General features: G+C 72.9%; 14 protein-coding genes. 6 read left to right on the top strand and 8 right to left on the bottom strand.

Annotated elements, in window-relative coordinates; genetic code table 11:
* Nucleotides 1-7 precede the first annotated feature (7 nt).
* The 8 genes from EUA98_RS19715 to EUA98_RS08490 all read right to left on the bottom strand — a co-directional run bounded on the left by EUA98_RS19715 (nucleotide 8) and on the right by EUA98_RS08490 (nucleotide 8,859).
* Nucleotides 8-181, bottom strand: a complete 174-nt coding sequence (locus EUA98_RS19715; RefSeq protein ID WP_165372762.1) for a hypothetical protein — start codon at nucleotides 179-181, stop codon at nucleotides 8-10.
* A gap of 175 nt (nucleotides 182-356) precedes the next feature.
* Complete coding sequence (locus EUA98_RS08520; RefSeq protein WP_130102246.1) at nucleotides 357-1,127, bottom strand: dihydrofolate reductase family protein; 771 nt, start codon at nucleotides 1,125-1,127, stop codon at nucleotides 357-359.
* Nucleotides 1,128-1,199: 72 nt separating this feature from the next.
* Nucleotides 1,200-2,870, bottom strand: a complete 1,671-nt coding sequence (locus EUA98_RS08515) for an alpha-amylase family glycosyl hydrolase (protein WP_130102245.1) — start codon at nucleotides 2,868-2,870, stop codon at nucleotides 1,200-1,202.
* A 29-nt stretch (nucleotides 2,871-2,899) separates the two neighbouring features.
* Entirely contained in the window at nucleotides 2,900-4,501 is a 1,602-nt protein-coding gene (locus EUA98_RS08510; RefSeq protein WP_130102244.1) for a glucoamylase family protein, read from the bottom strand.
* Nucleotides 4,502-4,560: 59 nt separating this feature from the next.
* Entirely contained in the window at nucleotides 4,561-5,457 is an 897-nt protein-coding gene (locus EUA98_RS08505) for a carbohydrate ABC transporter permease (RefSeq protein ID WP_130102243.1), read from the bottom strand.
* Nucleotides 5,454-6,479: a carbohydrate ABC transporter permease gene (locus EUA98_RS08500; protein WP_130102242.1), complete on the bottom strand. Its 1,026-nt coding sequence runs from the start codon at nucleotides 6,477-6,479 to the stop codon at nucleotides 5,454-5,456. Before EUA98_RS08500 ends, EUA98_RS08505 begins: the two co-directional genes overlap by 4 nt.
* A 38-nt stretch (nucleotides 6,480-6,517) precedes the next feature.
* Nucleotides 6,518-7,780 carry a sugar ABC transporter substrate-binding protein gene (locus EUA98_RS08495; protein ID WP_130102241.1) on the bottom strand — a complete coding sequence of 421 codons (1,263 nt, stop codon included), beginning with the start codon at nucleotides 7,778-7,780 and terminating at the stop codon, nucleotides 6,518-6,520.
* Nucleotides 7,777-8,859 (bottom strand): LacI family DNA-binding transcriptional regulator, encoded by a 1,083-nt coding sequence (locus EUA98_RS08490; RefSeq protein WP_130102240.1) that lies wholly within the window; start codon nucleotides 8,857-8,859, stop codon nucleotides 7,777-7,779. Before EUA98_RS08490 ends, EUA98_RS08495 begins: the two co-directional genes overlap by 4 nt.
* 167 nt (nucleotides 8,860-9,026) lie before the next feature.
* Here EUA98_RS08490 and purL point away from each other — a divergent pair, with 167 nt between their 5' ends.
* From purL to purF, 6 genes are all read left to right on the top strand, one after another.
* Nucleotides 9,027-11,387, top strand: a complete 2,361-nt coding sequence (purL, locus tag EUA98_RS08485; RefSeq protein ID WP_130102239.1) for a phosphoribosylformylglycinamidine synthase subunit PurL — start codon at nucleotides 9,027-9,029, stop codon at nucleotides 11,385-11,387.
* A 60-nt stretch (nucleotides 11,388-11,447) separates the two neighbouring features.
* Nucleotides 11,448-12,248, top strand: a complete 801-nt coding sequence (locus tag EUA98_RS08480) for a copper homeostasis protein CutC (protein WP_350339491.1) — start codon at nucleotides 11,448-11,450, stop codon at nucleotides 12,246-12,248.
* A 109-nt stretch (nucleotides 12,249-12,357) separates the two neighbouring features.
* Nucleotides 12,358-13,491, top strand: a complete 1,134-nt coding sequence (gene rsgA / locus EUA98_RS08475; protein ID WP_130102238.1) for a ribosome small subunit-dependent GTPase A — start codon at nucleotides 12,358-12,360, stop codon at nucleotides 13,489-13,491.
* A gap of 406 nt (nucleotides 13,492-13,897) precedes the next feature.
* Nucleotides 13,898-14,281, top strand: a complete 384-nt coding sequence (locus EUA98_RS08470; RefSeq protein WP_130102237.1) for a sterol carrier family protein — start codon at nucleotides 13,898-13,900, stop codon at nucleotides 14,279-14,281.
* 187 nt (nucleotides 14,282-14,468) lie between these two features.
* Nucleotides 14,469-14,822 (top strand): hypothetical protein, encoded by a 354-nt coding sequence (locus EUA98_RS08465; protein WP_130102236.1) that lies wholly within the window; start codon nucleotides 14,469-14,471, stop codon nucleotides 14,820-14,822.
* 66 nt (nucleotides 14,823-14,888) lie between these two features.
* A complete protein-coding gene (gene purF, locus EUA98_RS08460) occupies nucleotides 14,889-16,436 on the top strand; it encodes an amidophosphoribosyltransferase (RefSeq protein WP_130102235.1) in 1,548 nt (515 codons plus the stop codon).
* The last annotated feature ends 1 nt before the right edge of the window (nucleotide 16,437 follow it).

Genomic DNA, 16,437 nt, shown 5'->3' with positions numbered 1-16,437 from the left:
GCGACCTCTAGGTCGCTTCCTCGGTCCCCGGGGAGAGGCCGACCTCGAGGTCGCGGGCGTCCCGGATCCCGTCGCGGACCGCGCGCCGGATCACCCAGTACACGATCACGACGACCACTGTGACCGCGACGCCCACGAGCAGCAGCGGGATGAACAGGCTCGCAATCGTCAGCGGCTCCATGAGCCGATGCTAGGCGCGTCCACTGGACAAAGCGGGGCAAACCCCCCCATCGCCCCCCCCACGGTGCCCAGGTCGCCGAGACGAACGCCGAGATAGTCCTTCTGTGCCGAGGTAGTCCATCGAAGCTGACGATCTCGGCACAGAAGGACTACCTCGACGCGCGCGCGGGCGGTAGTCACCGGTCGGGGCGGCGGACCGCGTACCGCAGCCGGAGCCAGCCGCCGGGTTGTTCGCGTGCGGACAGGAGCTCCAGCGCGACGGGCACCTCGTCCGGGCCGAGCGGCGGCGCGTCGAACAGGGCCGGTGTGCCGCGGCCGCCGATCACGGCAGGCAGCAGGTCGACGTCGATCTCGTCGACGAGCCCGGCGCGCAGCAGGGCGCCACCGAGCCGCCCGCCGCCGGTGCAGACGACCGTGCGCACCCCGAGCACGCTCGCGAGCAGCTCCATCGCGGCCACCAGGTCGACCCGGCCGTCGCCGACGACCAGGTAGGGGATTCCGCGCTCGCGCAGCCGGGCGAGATGGGCAGGCGGGGCGGCGTGACTCGTCAGGACGAGCGCGTGCCAGTTGGCCCAGGCGGGGTCGGGCCACTGGGTGAACTGCAGGTCGACCCGACCGCGACCGTCCACGACCGCGAACCAGCGCCGACCGGGCACCGAGGTGACGGCCGCGGGCAGGAAGTGCGGGATCGGTGCACCGGGAGCGGCGTGCGTCGCGCCGACGAGCGGCCCGTCCTCGGCGGGCGCGTCCTCCTCGGCGAGGAACGACCCGCTGCCCTCGAGCAGCACCTCGGGGTCGTGCTGCGCCCGGACCCACTCGTACGGGTCGCCGACCGGGGCGCTGAGCGCGGTCCAGCGCGCGTCACCGGTCAGCAGGCTCACCCCGGGCGCGAGGGTCAGCCGCCCGTCGAGCGAGGCCAGGTTGTAGGTCACGAGGCGAGGTCGCACCCCGCCATCGTTTCACCGCTCGGGCCGCACCGCTCAGGGGGTCACCGCAGATCGGGCGGGGGTCGCGGGGGCTCAGCCCGACGGGACGAGCCAGACGGCGGTGGCGGGTGGGACGAGCGCCGAGACGACCGGCGGGTCCGCCGATCCGAGCGGTCCGGGCAGGGGGCCGGAGGCGGCGATCACCGTCAGCTGCGCGGCGCCGGTGCGCACCAGGCGCGCCAGCGGCCACGTCCGTCGGGACGCGTTGAGCACGACGACGGCGTTCCCGCGGCGGGCGACGAGGGTCCCGGGCGGTGACGGCAGCCACTCGAGCGGGCCGGCGGCGTCGGCGCCGCCCCACACGTCGTGGCGGACCGTCAGCGCGCGGTGCAGCACGCCCCAGGGGGAGTGGGGATCGCGCTCCTGGCGGTCGCGGGCGTGCGTCCCCCACCCGGGCGGGGTCGGCAGCCACGGGGTGCCGGTGGTGAACCCGAACCCCGGCGGGTCGGCGGTCCACGGCAGCGGGATGCGCGCGCCGTCCCGGCTCGGCAGCCGGCCACCGGTGCGCACGGCCTGGGGGTCCTTCCAGGCGGCGCGCGGCACGTCGACCTCGGGCAGGCCGAGCTCGTCCCCCGCGTACAGGTAGAACGCGCCCGGCATCGCGAGCAGGAACAGGTGCAGCGCGAGGGCGGCCGCCGGTCCGCGGCGGGTGGCGACCCGGGCGGAGTCATGGTTGCTCAGCACCCACGCCGGGAGGGCCCCGACGGCGCCGTGCGCGCCGAGCTGAGCGGTGACCTCGCGGCGGATCGCGGTCGCCGACCACGGCACGCCCAGCAGCCCGAACGCGAACGCCTGGCCGAGCTCGTCCGGGCGGGCGAACGCCGCGGTCCGCTCCGGCGGGCCCCAGGCCTCGGCGACGGCGAACAGGTCCGGGCCGGCGTCGTCCAGCACGCTGCGCCACTCCCGGTAGATCTCGTGCACCTCGGGCCGGTCCCAGTGCGGGTGCACGGCGGGCGGGTGCACCGCCGGCGGGTCGCGGCGGGCCGGCACCTCGCCGTAGGCGGGGTCCTTGGCGAGCCCGCCGGCGACGTCGACCCGGAAGCCGTCGACGCCGCGTGCGGCCCAGAACGCGAGGGTCGCGGCGAAGTCGGCCCGGACGGCGTCGTGGGTCCAGTTCAGGTCGGGCTGCTCCGGGGCGAACAGGTGCAGGTACCACTCGCCGTCGGGCAGGCGGGTCCAGGCCGGGCCGCCGAACATCGACGTCCACCCGGTCGGGGGCAGCGCGCCGCCCGGCCCGCGGCCGGGGCGCACGTGGAACCGCCGTCGGGCAGGGGCGCCCGGCGGCGAGGTGACCGCCTCGCGGAACCAGGCGTGCTGGTCGGAGACGTGGTTGGGCACGAGGTCGACGACGACGCCGAGGTCCAGCGCGTGCGCCCGCGCGACCAGGGCGTCGAACGCCGCGAGGTCGCCGAAGAGCGGGTCGACGCCGCGATGGTCGGCGACGTCGTAGCCGTGGTCGGCCTGCGGCGACGGGTAGAACGGCGTGAGCCAGACGGCGTCGGCCCCGAGCCAGGCGACCGCGTCGAGGTGCGCGGTGACGCCCGCGAGGTCGCCGACCCCGTCGCCGGTCGAGTCCGCGAACGAGCGGACGTAGATCTGGTAGACCACCGCGGTGCGCCACCAGCCGGGCGCTCGCGCGAGCCGGGAGGCGCCGACCGCGGGGACGAGAACGGGCGGACTCGCGCCGTGATCACCATTGACCACGTCGCGGGTCCGCCCGGGGTGGGACTCGGTCAGGGGTTCACCTCGCGGCCGTCGGCGTAGCCGGAGCCGAACTCCTCCATCGCGATCAGCGGGCGGACGGTGGCTTCGACCGCGCCCGTGCTGAACGCGGTCTTGAGCATGTCCTTGCCGAGCACGTTGCCGAGCACGCCCATGACGATGCCCTGGTCGAGGGACAGGTACCGCTGCGCCTGCGTGTTGCTGCGGACCGCGACGGAGTCGTAGAACCCGCCGGGGCCGTAGGCCTGCAGCGTGTTCTTGATGCCGGCGAGGTTGTCCATCGCCTCGCGCGGCGCGTACGGCAGCGCGAGGAACCCGGCGTGCGCGGTGACGACCCCGTCGCCGAACGTCGGCTCCGGTGCTCCCGGCAGCGGGTTGGTCGCCTCGCGGCAGCCGTCGTAGCCCTTGTCGACGTTCGTCTTCTCGTTGTCGGAGTAGTAGCCCTCCGGGTTCATGCCGATCTCGTCGACCCCGTACTCGCGGTAGTTGGCGAACGGGTCGCTCGCGGGCGAGAAGCCCCAGTAGCCGTAGCCGGCCTGGTCCATCCCGTGCTCGATCTGCGCGCGGACCGCGAGCGGGTGGTTGACGCCCCAGCTCTTCGGGCCCCAGGTCGCCTCGGGGACGAACAGGTCGGGCATGAGCTCCTCGAACATGGTGCCGCCCCAGGTCGGGACGATGTTCATGCCGCGGTACGGGAAGGCGCCCTCGAACACGTCGATGCCCAGGTAGTTCTGCATCTCCCCGACCGGGCGGGTCTCGAGCCAGGACCAGTCGCAGCTGGCCGGGAACGTCCGGCTGGTGGCGAAGTAGGCCTCGGCCGGGATCTGGCCCCGGGCGATGCCGATGTACGTCACGATGCGCGGCTCGGAGTTGAGGATGTCGTAGTGGTGGCAGGTGAACTGCACCTCGGTGCCGTCCGCCAGGGTCCCCGGGCAGGCGGTGCCGGCCGGCGGGTCGGCCCAGAAGCCGCCGAAGACCATGCCGGGGCGCTCCCCGCCGAACTGGTCGAGGTCGTAGAACGCCCCGAAGTCCATGCCCGCGAGGATCGCCTCGGCATGCGGGGCCAGGGACGGCTCGGAGGCCTTGACCACCATGAGCGCCGCCGCGAACCAGCCGTTGTCGACGCTCGAGAGGAACGGGTCGACGGGGTCGCCGCCGGGGAAGGTGGTGAGCTTCGCGCCGGTCGCCTCGTCGTACCAGTTGTAGTACATGCCGCTCGCCTCGTGCCGCTCCATGCCGGCGACCGTGGTGAGTGTCTGCTTGAGCCGCGTCTTGGCCTCGCGGGAGCTGATCAGGTCGAGCTCCTCGGCGACGACCGTGCTCCACAGGTACGCGCCGATGTTGGTCGGCGAGGTGTACCCGGACCGCGAGGCGGTGTCGAGGTCGCCCTCGATGTTGTCGGCCGGGAGCCCGGTCGTCTTGTCGGTCATCGCGTCGAACGACTTCCAGGTGTCCTTGGCGTACCGCTGCAGCTGGGCGCGATCGGCCCGGGTGAGGCCGGTGCCGCCCGGGCGTGGATCCTCGCCCCGCCCGCCCCCCGCGACGGCGGGCGCGGCAAAGGCGGTCAGCAGGCAGGCGGCGCTCGCGGCCGCGAGCAGGCTTCGGAGTCTCATCGTTGAGTCCTTCGGTTGGTTCTGCGGGCGTGACGGTTCGGGTCGGGTGCCGGCACGGATCACTTGATCCCGGAGGTGGCGATGCCCTGGATGATGTGCTTCTGCAGGATGAGGAAGACGATCAGCACGGGCACGACGACGACGACTGCGCCGGCGAGCATGAGGCCGTACTGGTTCTCGTTCTGGCCCACGCTGTACAGCGCGAGGGCGACCGGGAGCGTGTACTTGTCCTCGCTGCTCGCGACGACCAAGGGCCACAGGAAGTTGTTCCAGGACCCGAGGAACGTGAGGATGCCGAGCGTCGCCAGGGCGGGCTTGCACAGCGGCAGGATGATGCGGGCGAAGATACGGAACTCGCCCGCCCCGTCGATCCGGCCGGCGTCGATGAGCTCGTCGGGCAGCGCACCGATGAACTGCCGCATGAGGAAGACCCCGAACGGACCCGCCAGGAACGGCAGGATCAGGCCGGCGTAGGTGTTGACCAGGCCCATCTTGCTCACCAGGACGAACAGCGGCACGAGCATGACCACGCCGGGGATCATCATGGTGGCGAGGACGATCCGGAACAGCCAGTCGCGGCCCCAGAAGTCGATCTTGGCGAACGCGTAGCCGAGCATCGAGCAGAACACCAGGTTGCCGAGCGTGACGAACACGGCCACGACGGCCGAGTTGGTGAAGAACTGCGGGAAGTCCAGCCGCGTGAACAGCTCGGTGAAGTTCTCGAGCGTGAGGGTCTGCGGCCACCAGGTCGGCGGGCTCTGCCGGATCTCCGCCTCGGGCTTGAGCGAGCTCAGCACCATCCAGAGGAACGGTGTGACCACGACGATGAGGCCGAGGCCGAGGGTCACGTAGAGCCACCACTGGGGTCGGGCCTCGCCGATCGCGATGGCTCGTGTCTTGTTCTGCTTGACGGCCGGCGTCGAGGTCGACTCCGGCGATGTCGTCCTGGTGCTCATCGGGTGCTCCCCTCGGGCGCGGTGGTGGTGCTCGCCTTGCGGGCCTTCTTGCGCGGCCGCGGGTCTCGCTCGCTGAGCAGGCGGAACTGCAGCAGGGTCAGCAGCACGATCGCGAAGAACAGCAGGTAGCTCATCGCGGAGGCGATGCCGTAGTTGCCGAAGCCGAACTGGCGGTAGATGTAGAACGAGACCGACAGCGTGCTGTTCAGCGGACCACCGTTGGTCATCACGAACGGCTCCTCGAAGAACTGCAGGTACCCGATCCCGGTGAGCACGGCGCCGAACAGCAGCGTCGGCCGCATGATCGGGACCGTGATGAGGCGCAGGCGCTGGGCGGCGTTCGCGCCGTCGAGCGCGGCTGCCTCGTGCAGGGACGCGGGAACGCCCTGCAGGCCGGCGAGGAAGATGACGATCAGCGTGCCCATGCTGCGCCACACGGCCATCATGATCATCGCGGGCATGGACCAGTTCGGGTCCCCGAGCCAGTTGGGTCCGTCGATCCCGAACCAGCCGAGCGCGAGGTTGATGATGCCGTTGTCCTCCTTGAGGAGGAACCGCCAGACGACCGCGACCGCGACGATCGACGTCACCACCGGCATGAAGTACCCGACCCGGAAGAAGCCGGACAGGCGCGTGATGCCGGTGTTCAGGGCCATCGCGATCATGAGCGAGACGAACATGACGAGCGGGACCCCGACGACCACGAAGTAGCCGGTGTTGCGTGCGGCCTGCCAGAACAGCGGGTCCGACAGCACGGCGGAGAAGTTGTCGATCCCGACGAAGTTCACGTTGAACGGATCCCGCAGGTCCCGGCTCTTGATGTCGGTCACGCTCATCAGCAGCGACGAGATGACCGGCCACGCCGTGAAGACGAGGAACAGCAGGACGAACGGGGCGGCGAAGCCCCAGGCGGCGAGGCTGCGGCGGCGGCGCAGCGGCGTCGAGCGTCGAATGGCGGGGGTCGCCCCCCGCGCCGGCTGCTGCGCCGGCGCGGGGGACTTCGGGAGGATCGTCGTGGACATGAGCTACACGACCGTCGTCTCGTCTCGGGTGCCGGGGTTCACAGCCCGGTCCCGATGGCCTCCGCCTGCTGCTGGATGGACGTGGCGGCCTCCTGCGGGTCGAGCCCGCTCTTGGTGACCTTTTCGAGCTCGGTGTCGATCACGGTCGCGATCTGCTCCCAGTTCGGGACCGACGGCGGTGCGACGGCGGTCTCGAGCTGCGTGCCGAAGACGGCGAGCTGCGGGTCGGTGGCCAGCGCGCCGGACTCCCAGGCGGCCGGGACGGACGGCAGGTCGCTCGTGGCCTCGTACCAGGCGGCCTGCGTGTCCGGCTGGCTCAACCACTCGATGAACTTCCAGGCACCGTCGCGGTTCTCGGCGTTCTTGAACACCGCGAGGTTGCTCCCGCCGATGAAGGACGCGAGCTGCTTGCCCTTGGGCAGCGGGGACAGGGTGAAGTCCTCGTAGCCGGCCTCGTTGAGGATGCCGACGTGCCACGGGCCGGAGACGAACGACGCGATGTTGCCGGCGACGAAGTCGGACTCCAGCGTGCCGACGGGGACGTCCTTCGGCGCGACGCCGTCGGTGAAGAAGGACTGGTAGTACGCCAGCGCCTCGACGAACTCGGGGGTGTCGAGGGTGAGGTTGCCGTCAGCGTCGAGGATCTCGCCGCCGGCCTGCCAGACGAACGGCATCAGCGTCTGCCACGCGCCCTGCTGCCCGGCCTGCAGGGTGATGCCCGACGCCGCGCCGCCCGTCGCCTGCATGGCGGCGGAGGTGGCCGTCAGCTCCTCCCACGTGGTCGGAGAGGGGGACACTCCGGCCTTCTCGGCCACCGCGGTGTTGACGTACATGACCCGGGTCTCGACGTACCACGGCATGCCGTAGGCGACGTCGTTGACCACGGTCGTGCCCCAGGCGCCGGGGAAGAACGAGTCGGCGGCGATGGTGTCGGGCGTCGGGTCGAGCGCGCCGGTCGACGCGAACTCGCCCATCCAGGTCGTCCCGACCATGGAGACGTCGGGGGTCTGGTCGGCGGCGATCGCCGTCGCGATCTTGTCGTGCGCGGCGTCCCACGGGATCGCGGTCTCCTTGACGGTGGCGTCCGGGTTCTCCTCGCTGAACGCCTCGGCGAAGTCGGAGAGCTTCTCCCCCTCGGTGCCCATCGCCCAGACGGTGATCGTTCCGGTGGCCGCGCCCTCGGCGACCGCGGCGGCCGAGGTGTCCCCTTCGGGTGCGGCGTCGCTGCGTCCGCATCCGGTCAGTGCCAGCATCGAGGTCACCGCGAGCGCGGCGACGCTGACGCGCAGGATCTTGCTCATCGTCTGTCTCCTTGGGGGTGTGAACCACAGCTGGACCGGACCACCAGTTCGGCGGGCAGGATCTCGTGCCGGGGTGTCGTGCGGGTTCGGCTGATGCGCTCGTCGAGCACCTCGGCCGCGTGGGCTCCGAGCAGCCGCATGGGCTGGCGGACGGTGGTGAGGCCGGGGCGGGCATGGCGGGCGGCCATGATGTCGTCCCAGCCGGTGATCGCGATGTCGACGCCGACCGTGAGGCCGGCCTCCTCCGCCGCGACGATGGCGCCGAGCGCGATCTCGTCGTTCGCACACACGAGCGCGTCCGGTCGGTCGGGCCCAGCGAGCACGGCCCGGGCGACCCGGGTGCCCGACTCCTCGTCGAGGTTGCAGGGCGTCAGGTCGAGGCGGGTCGCGGACCGCGCCAGGCCCTGGAAGATCCCGGCCCAGCGCTCGGCGACGTCGTGCGACGAGTCGGGGGACCCGAGGAACCGGACCTGGGCGAAGTGGTGGGTGCCGAGGTGCTCGCCGAGGGCGCGGGCCGCGGTGAGGTTGTCCACCCGCAGGCTGTCCGCGTTGCCGACGGACGGCCGGGCGAGCAGCACGACGGGCACGCCCTGCGCCAGGATCTCCTCGACCAGGGCGTCGGGGACCGTGCGGCCCAGGACGACGAGCCCGTCGACCCTTCCCGCGAGGTCGCGCGCCGCGGCGATCGGGTCGGTCCGGCCGTTCGTCCCCTGGATCAGCACGCTGCGCCCGAGGCGGGAGGCCGCCTCTTCGTGGCCCATCACGACCTCGGCGTAGTAGGGCCCCGACAGGTCCGGGAAGACGATGCCGGCGGCGGCGTGCCGCTTCTCGGCGAGGGATGTGCCGAGGTGGCTCGGTCGGAAGCCCAGCTCGTCGACGACGCGCAGGATCTTGGCGCGCGTCGCGTCGGCGACCGGGGCCGAACCCCGCAGGGCCCGGGAGACGGTGGCGATCCCGACGCCGGCGGCCCGGGCGACGTCGTAGATCGTGACGGTGTGGGGTTCGGCGGCCGCTTCTGCACCCGACGTCGACGACGACGTCGACCCCGGGTCACCCTCATTGGTGGGAAGCGCTTCCATATGATCAGGGTCACACGGAGGACCCGGAATGTCCAAATCGTGGTCGCGCAAGGACCAACAGAGGTTCTGGCAACCATCAAGCCGGTGCATGCCGGACGCCCGATCCGCCCCGCGGTCGGCGCCGGTAACCTGAAGCGGTCTCCGGCAGACCACACGGCAGGGAATCGATGACCACCGCACCCGATCGCCCGTTCCTCGACACAGTCGCGCACGCGACCGCGACCCCCGAGGCGCCACAGCCCTGGGCTGATCTCGGCCTCAAGCCCGACGAGTACCAGCGCATCCGCGACATCCTCGACCGCCGGCCCACCGCAGCCGAGCTCGCGATGTACTCCGTGATGTGGTCCGAGCACTGCTCGTACAAGTCCTCCAAGATCCACCTGGCGCAGTTCGGCGAGAAGACCACCGACGCGATGCGCGAGCACCTGCTCGTCGGCATCGGCGAGAACGCGGGCGTGGTCGACATCGGCGACGGCTGGGCCGTGACGTTCAAGGTCGAGAGCCACAACCACCCAAGCTTCGTCGAGCCGTACCAGGGCGCCGCGACCGGCGTCGGCGGCATCGTGCGCGACATCATGGCGATGGGCGCGCGCCCGATCGCGGTCATGGACCAGCTGCGCTTCGGCGCGATCGACCACCCGGACACCCCGCGCGTGGTGCACGGGATCGTCTCCGGCGTCGGCGGGTACGGCAACAGCCTGGGCCTGCCCAACATCGGCGGGGAGCTCGTGTTCGACCCGTCCTACCAGGGCAACCCGCTGGTCAACGCGCTGTGCGTCGGGTCGATGCGGCACGAGGACATCCACCTCGCCAACGCGTCCGGCGTCGGCAACAAGATCGTCCTGTTCGGTGCACGCACCGGTGGCGACGGCATCGGCGGCGTCTCGGTGCTCGCGTCGGAGACCTTCGACGAGCACGGCAAGTCGGCCGCGAAGCGCCCGAGCGTCCAGGTCGGGGACCCCTTCCAGGAGAAGGTGCTCATCGAGTGCTGCCTGGAGCTGTTCGCGGCCAAGGTCGTCGAGGGGATCCAGGACCTCGGCGGTGCCGGGCTGTCGTGCGCGACGTCGGAGCTGGCCAGCGCGGGCGACGGCGGCATGCACGTCGACCTCGACCTCGTCCCGCTGCGCGATCCCTCGCTGCGCGCCGAGGAGATCCTCATGTCGGAGTCGCAGGAACGCATGATGGCGGTGGTCCGCCCCGACCTGCTGGACGCGTTCCTCGCGATCACCGAGAAGTGGGACGTCGAGACCGCGGTGCTGGGCGAGGTCACCGAGACCGGCCGCCTGGTCATCGACTTCAAGGGTGAGACCGTCGTCGACGTCCCGCCGCGCACGGTCGCGCACGACGGGCCGGTCTACCACCGCCCGTTCGCGCGTCCGGCCTGGCAGGACGCCCTCGTGGCCGACACCGTCGTGGCCGCGGGCCTCGCCCGGCCCGGCACCCCCGCCGAGCTGCGCGCCACCCTGCTCGCGCTGCTCGCCTCGCCGAACCTCGCGTCCAAGGCGTGGGTCACCGACCAGTACGACCGCTACGTGCAGGGCAACACCAAGCTCGCCCAGCCCGACGACGGCGGCGTCGTGCGCGTCGACGAGGTCACCGGCCTGGGGGTCGCGCTGTCGACCGACGCCAACGGCCGCTACACGAAGCTCGACCCGTACACCGGTGCCCAGCTCGCGCTCGCGGAGTCCTACCGCAACGTCGCCACGACGGGTGCGCGGCCGCTCGCGGTCACGGACTGCCTCAACTTCGGCTCGCCCGAGGACCCCGACGCCATGTGGCAGCTCGTCGAGGCCGTGCGCGGCCTCGCGGACGGCTGCCAGGTGCTCGGCATCCCGGTGACCGGCGGCAACGTCTCGCTCTACAACGGCACCGGGGAGGCCGGCAAGATCGACTCGTCGATCCACCCGACGCCCGTCGTCGGCGTCCTCGGCGTGCTGGACGACGTCGCGCGGGCCACGAACTCCGGGTGGACGGCACCCGGGCTGTCGGTCTACCTGCTCGGCGTCACCCGTGCCGAGCTCGACGGGTCGGCCTGGGCCGACGTCGCGCACGCGCACCTCGGCGGGGTGCCGCCGCGCGTCGACCTGGCCGCCGAGCGCACGCTCGCCGAGATTCTCATCAACGCCTCGCGGGACCACCTGATCGACGCCGCGCACGACCTCTCGGAGGGCGGCCTCGCGCAGGCGCTCGTCGAGTCCTCGCTGCGGTACGGCACGGGGGTGCGCGTGAGCGTCGACGCGCTGTGCGCCCGGGACGGCATCACGCCGTTCGAGGCCTTGTTCTCCGAGTCGACGGCGCGCGCGATCGTGGCCGTGCCGCGCTCGGAGGAGGTCCGGTTCGCCGACCTGTGCGGTGCGCGCGGCTTCCCGCTGCTCAAGCTCGGGGTCACCGCCGACGCCCCGCTGTCCGGCGCCGACCACCACGGCGACGCCCCGGCGCCCGCCGTCGAGGTCGCCGACCTGTTCACCGTGCCGCTCGCGGAGGCGCGGGCGGCCTCGGACGCGACCCTGCCGAGGTACTTCGGATGACGCGTCCGGCGCTGGACGCGTGGTCCGGCGCCCGCACCGAGAAGACGGGAGACGCCACCTGTGACCAGTGACGCTGCTTCGACGCCGGACGAGACCGGCGCTGCGGCGCCGCGGCCCGGGGTGACCTGGGTCCTGGTGCCCCAGCCCGCGGTCGAGATCGCCGTGCAGGACGTCGCCGGGGTGTGCATCGCGCAGGCCGCCGGCGCCGACCGGGTCGAGCTGTGCGTGGCGCTCGGGGAGACCGGCGGGCTCACCCCGCCGATCGGCCTGGTCGAGGCGGCCGCGGCGATCGGGATCCCCGTGCACGCACTCATCCGCACGCGCCCCGGGGGATTCACCTACGACGCCGCGGAGCTCGACGTGCTGGTCCGGGACGTGCGAGCGGTCGTGCGCACCGGGGCTGCGGGTGTGGTCGTCGGTGCGCTGACCACCTGCGGCGACGTCGACGTCGACGCCATCGCGGCGTTGGTCGCCGCCGCGGACGGGGCGACCGTGACGTTCCACCGCGCGTTCGACGTGGTGGCAAACCCCCTGGTCGCGCTCGACCAGCTCGCCGAGCTCGGGGTGACCCGGGTGCTGACCTCGGGTGGTGCAGCGCGCGCGATCGACGGCCGCGTCGGCCTCAAGGCGGCCGCCGCGCACGCCGCGGCGACGAGGGGCCGCGTGCAGATCATGGCCGGCGGACGGATCCGGACGCAGCACGTCGGCGCGCTGCTCGTCACGGGGGTCGACGCCGTGCACCTATCCGCCCGGCGCGCGGCCGTCGACCCCGGCCCGGCCGGTCCGGGCGGCGGGACGGGCAACTACGACGTCACCGACGCCGCGATGGTCCGGGCCGCGGTCAAGGCGGCTCGCGCCTGAGCCTGGCGCGCCGCCCTCGCCGCACGTCCGGGTGCCGCGCGGTAGCGGGTGGTCGGCCGGGGCCGAATATTCGATGGCGACCCGCGGCGACCCGACCTAGCGTCGGAGCATGGCTGATTCCTCAGCGTGCGTCGCGCGGGTCGTTCGGGTCGACCGAGGTGCTGTGCTCCTCCTGCCTGCTGGGGCAGACGCGGCGACCGCCGGCGATCCGTCCGGCTCTCCGGCTCCGGCGGCCGGCGGGGCGCCCCTGGCCGGCGCGGTCGCGCGTGCGGCCCCGCTGCCGCCCGACCTCGACTCGACCTCGTCCCCGTCGCCGGTCCGGGTCGCGCTCGACCGGGACGGGCTCGTCCCCGACGCCGACGGCGCGCGCCACGTCCCCACCGTGGGCGACTACGTCCTGACCGGAACGAGGGCGGACGGTGGCACCACCCTCCTGGAGCTCCTGCCGCGCCGCACCGTGCTCGTGCGGGACTCGGCCGGCGGCACGGCGCGCACTCAGGCGCTCGCGGCCAACGTCGACGTCGTCCTCGTCGCCGAGCATCTCGCCCCGGAGCCCGAGCCCGGCCGGATCGAGCGGCTGCTCATGCTCGCCTGGCGGTCGGGCGCCCGGCCCGTGGTCGTCCTGACGAAGGCGGACCTCGTGGCCGACGGCGCGCGATCTGCGGCGCAGGTGGCCGCAGTCGCGCCCGGCGTCGATGTGCATGTGGTCAGTGCGACGGCGGGGACCGGACTCGAGCCCCTGCGCGCGCTGCTGTCGCCCGGGATCACCGTGGTGATCGTCGGCACCTCCGGGGCGGGGAAGTCGACCCTCCTCAACGCCCTCGTGGGCCGCGAGCTGATGGCCACCGGTGCCCTGCGCGCGGATGGGAAGGGGCGCCACACGACCACGCACCGCGAGCTTGTCGTGCTCGACTCCGGCGCGGTGCTGATCGACACCCCGGGGCTGCGTGCGGTCGGGGTCGTCGGTGGCGAGGACGCCGTCGGGGCCGCGTTCGCGGACATCACGGCACTCGCCGAGCGCTGCCGGTTCAACGACTGCGCGCACGACCGAGAGCCGGGGTGTGCGGTGCAGGCCGCGCTCGAGTCCGGCGAGCTCTCCGCGCGCCGGTTCGACAGCTGGCGGCGGGTCGCCCGCGAGGCGGCGTGGCAGGCACGACGAGCGGACCATCGGCTGGCTGCGGCGGAGACCGCGCTCTGGAAGCAGCGGGCCGCGTCGCACCGTCGCCAGATGCGTGCCCGGTGAGCCCCGAGCTCGAGCCCCGATCCCCGACCCCCCGACCCGCGAACTCCGAGCCCTGACCCCCGATCCCCGAGCCCTGACCTCCGAGCTCCGAGCCCAACCCGAGCTCCGACCCCAGACCCGACTTCGACCCCAGACCCGAGCTCCGAGCCCCAACCCCTTGCCCCCCGATCCCCGAGCCCAGACCCCGAGCCCAGACCCCGAGCCCCGTCGCCCGAGCCCAGACCCCCGAGCTCCGAGCCCAACCCGAGCTCCGACCCCAGACCCGACTTCGACCCCAGACCCGAGCTCCGAGCCCCCACCCCTTGCCCCCCGCCCCCCCCCGGAGCCGTGAGGCCTCGTGAGCGCCGGGTGCGCTTGAGCCGGGCCCGTGCCCGCTGCGCGTGTGCGCACGCCTAGCCTTGACGTCATGCCCCCGCGCCGCCGTACCGATCCCGTCGACGGTCGAGCTGCGCTCGCAGCCTGGCGGGCTGATCCCGCGGCCGCACCGCGCACCGTGATCCGGACCGCCGTGCGGTTCACGCTCGAGGAGCTGGCGGAGGTCGCGCCGGGGCACTCCGTCGAGGTACGGGTCCCGCCCGACGGCGCTGTCCAGGCCCTCGGGGGTCCTCGGCACACCCGTGGTACTCCGCCGAACGTCGTCGAGACGGACCCCGCTACGTGGCTCGCCCTGGCCTGCGGCCTGCTGAGCTGGGCGGACGCCGTCGGGCAGGGGCGAGTCTCGGCCTCCGGCGAGCGGGCCGACCTGGCCGCGAACCTCCCCCTCCAGGCGGCCCGTACCCGCGACCGCTGACCTGTCCGGCCGCCACCGATCGCGCGCTTCGTGCGTGCGCGCGGTGCCCACAGCCGCGCGTGTGACGGGCGGTGCGGGTGGGGTGCACGTGACGTCCCATCCTGCACAGCCGCCCCTCCAGCACCAGCTGCGGCTGCTGACACCGGCGGACGGCGCGGACGGACCGCGTCGCGTAGCGTCTGCCAGCGTGAGCAGCCAGCAGCCAACCCCCATGCCCGACGACGATCTCCCGCGCGTCGTGGAGACCGCCGTCGTTCGCCACGCGCCCCGGTTCGGCGCGTTCATCCGAGCCGGCGTGCTGATCGGGGCGATCGTCGGGGTGCTGGCGGCGGCGCTCACGCCCGCGAGCGAGGGCTCACCGCGAGCCGCCGTGATCGCGCTGACGGCCCTCGGGCTCGCCGTGGTCGGCGCGCTGATCGGGGGCGGGCTCGCGGTGGTCGTGGACCGGCGCAGCCAGCGCCGCACCGACCGCCGCACCGACCGCCGCGTCGAGCCCCGTCCCGACGGCGAGCCCCGTCCCGGCGGCGATCCCCGCCCGTGACGGTCCCCTGACCCGCCACCGTGGGCGGGTTCCGGACCGACCAGCGGCCTGTGCAACCATTGACCCGTGGCCCCCCGCGGAGACGGACTTCTTTCACACGACCTCCTACCCGGCGAGAAGGGCCCGCAGGATGCCTGCGGGGTCTTCGGCGTCTGGGCGCCCGGCGAGGAGGTGGCCAAGCTCGCCTACTTCGGCCTGTACGCGCTGCAGCATCGCGGGCAGGAGTCTGCCGGCATCGCCACGTCCAACGGCGAGCAGCTGCTCGTCTACAAGGACATGGGGCTGGTGTCGCAGGTCTTCGACGAGACCGCGCTCAACGCGCTGACCGGATACCTCGCCATTGGGCACACGCGGTACTCCACCACCGGTGCCAGCACCTGGGAGAACGCCCAGCCGACGCTCGGCGCCACGGCGGGCGGCACGATCGCCCTCGCGCACAACGGCAACCTCACCAACACCGGCGAGCTCGTCGATCTCGTCGCGGAGCGCTACGGCGCGCAGCGTCGCGGTGAGCTGGCCCGCGGCAACACGACCGACACGGCCCTGGTGACCGCTCTGCTCGCGGGCGACCCGGACCACACCCTCGAGATGACGGCGCGCGAGGTCCTGCCTCGCCTGCGCGGCGCGTTCTCCCTGGTGTTCATGGACGAGCGCACGCTGTACGCCGCTCGCGACCCGCAGGGCGTGCGGCCGCTCGTGCTCGGCCGCCTCGAGCGCGGCTGGGTGGTCGCGAGCGAGACCTCCGCGCTCGACATCGTCGGGGCGTCGTTCGTGCGCGAGGTCGAACCGGGCGAGCTGATCTGCATCGACGCCGACGGACTGCGCTCGGAGCGGTTCGCCCCGGTGGACCGGGCCGGCTGCGTGTTCGAGTACGTCTACCTGGCTCGGCCGGACACCTCGATCGCCGGCCGGTCGGTGCACTCCTCCCGCGTGGAGATGGGGCGCCAGCTGGCGCGGGAGTTCCCGGTCGAGGCGGACATCGTCATCCCGGTCCCGGAGTCCGGCACCCCGGCCGCGGTCGGGTACGCCGCGGAGTCCGGCATCCGGTTCGCGCAGGGGCTGACCAAGAACGCCTACGTGGGTCGCACCTTCATCCAGCCCTCCCAGACGCTCCGGCAGCTTGGCATCCGGCTCAAGCTCAACCCGCTGCGCGAGGTGATCCGCGGCCAGCGGATCGTCGTGGTCGACGACTCCATCGTGCGGGGCAACACCCAGCGCGCCCTGATCCGGATGCTCCGCGAGGCGGGCGCCGCCGAGGTGCACGTGCGCATCTCCTCCCCGCCGGTGAAGTGGCCGTGCTTCTACGGCATCGACTTCGCCTCCCGCGCCGAACTCATCGCGACGGGCCTCAGCCCCGCCGAGGTCGGCGCATCCCTCGGCGCGGACTCGCTCGGCTACATCTCGCTCGAAGGCATGGTGGCCGCGACCGAGCAGCCGGTCGCGCAGCTGTGCACCGCCTGCTTCACCGGCACCTACCCGATCGAGCTGCCGCCGTCAGCGCGACTCGGCAAGCATCTGATCGAGCAGAACGAGCTGCCCCTGGGCGCACCCGAAGACGGCTTGCACACGCTCGTCGCCACGACCGGTGGCGCGTCCGCGCTCGAGCAGCCGTGAG

Source organism: Pengzhenrongella frigida (assembly GCF_004168625.1).
Classification (GTDB): Bacteria; Actinomycetota; Actinomycetes; order Actinomycetales; family Cellulomonadaceae; genus Pengzhenrongella; species Pengzhenrongella frigida.
Note: the sequence above shows the minus strand (reverse complement) of the source record. Positions and strands in the feature narration are given on the sequence as shown.

What these genes read in the sequence shown, in the direction of transcription:
- EUA98_RS19715 (WP_165372762.1), bottom strand. Translation starts at nt 181, where the DNA reads ATGGAGCCGCTGACGATTGCGAGCCTGTTCATCCCGCTGCTGCTCGTG.
- EUA98_RS08510 (WP_130102244.1), bottom strand. Translation starts at nt 4,501, where the DNA reads ATGAGACTCCGAAGCCTGCTCGCGGCCGCGAGCGCCGCCTGCCTGCTG.
- EUA98_RS08505 (WP_130102243.1), bottom strand. Translation starts at nt 5,457, where the DNA reads ATGAGCACCAGGACGACATCGCCGGAGTCGACCTCGACGCCGGCCGTC.
- EUA98_RS08500 (WP_130102242.1), bottom strand. Translation starts at nt 6,479, where the DNA reads ATGTCCACGACGATCCTCCCGAAGTCCCCCGCGCCGGCGCAGCAGCCG.
- EUA98_RS08495 (WP_130102241.1), bottom strand. Translation starts at nt 7,780, where the DNA reads ATGAGCAAGATCCTGCGCGTCAGCGTCGCCGCGCTCGCGGTGACCTCG.
- EUA98_RS08490 (WP_130102240.1), bottom strand. Translation starts at nt 8,859, where the DNA reads ATGGAAGCGCTTCCCACCAATGAGGGTGACCCGGGGTCGACGTCGTCG.
- purL (WP_130102239.1), top strand. Translation starts at nt 9,027, where the DNA reads ATGACCACCGCACCCGATCGCCCGTTCCTCGACACAGTCGCGCACGCG.
- rsgA (WP_130102238.1), top strand. Translation starts at nt 12,358, where the DNA reads ATGGCTGATTCCTCAGCGTGCGTCGCGCGGGTCGTTCGGGTCGACCGA.
- EUA98_RS08470 (WP_130102237.1), top strand. Translation starts at nt 13,898, where the DNA reads ATGCCCCCGCGCCGCCGTACCGATCCCGTCGACGGTCGAGCTGCGCTC.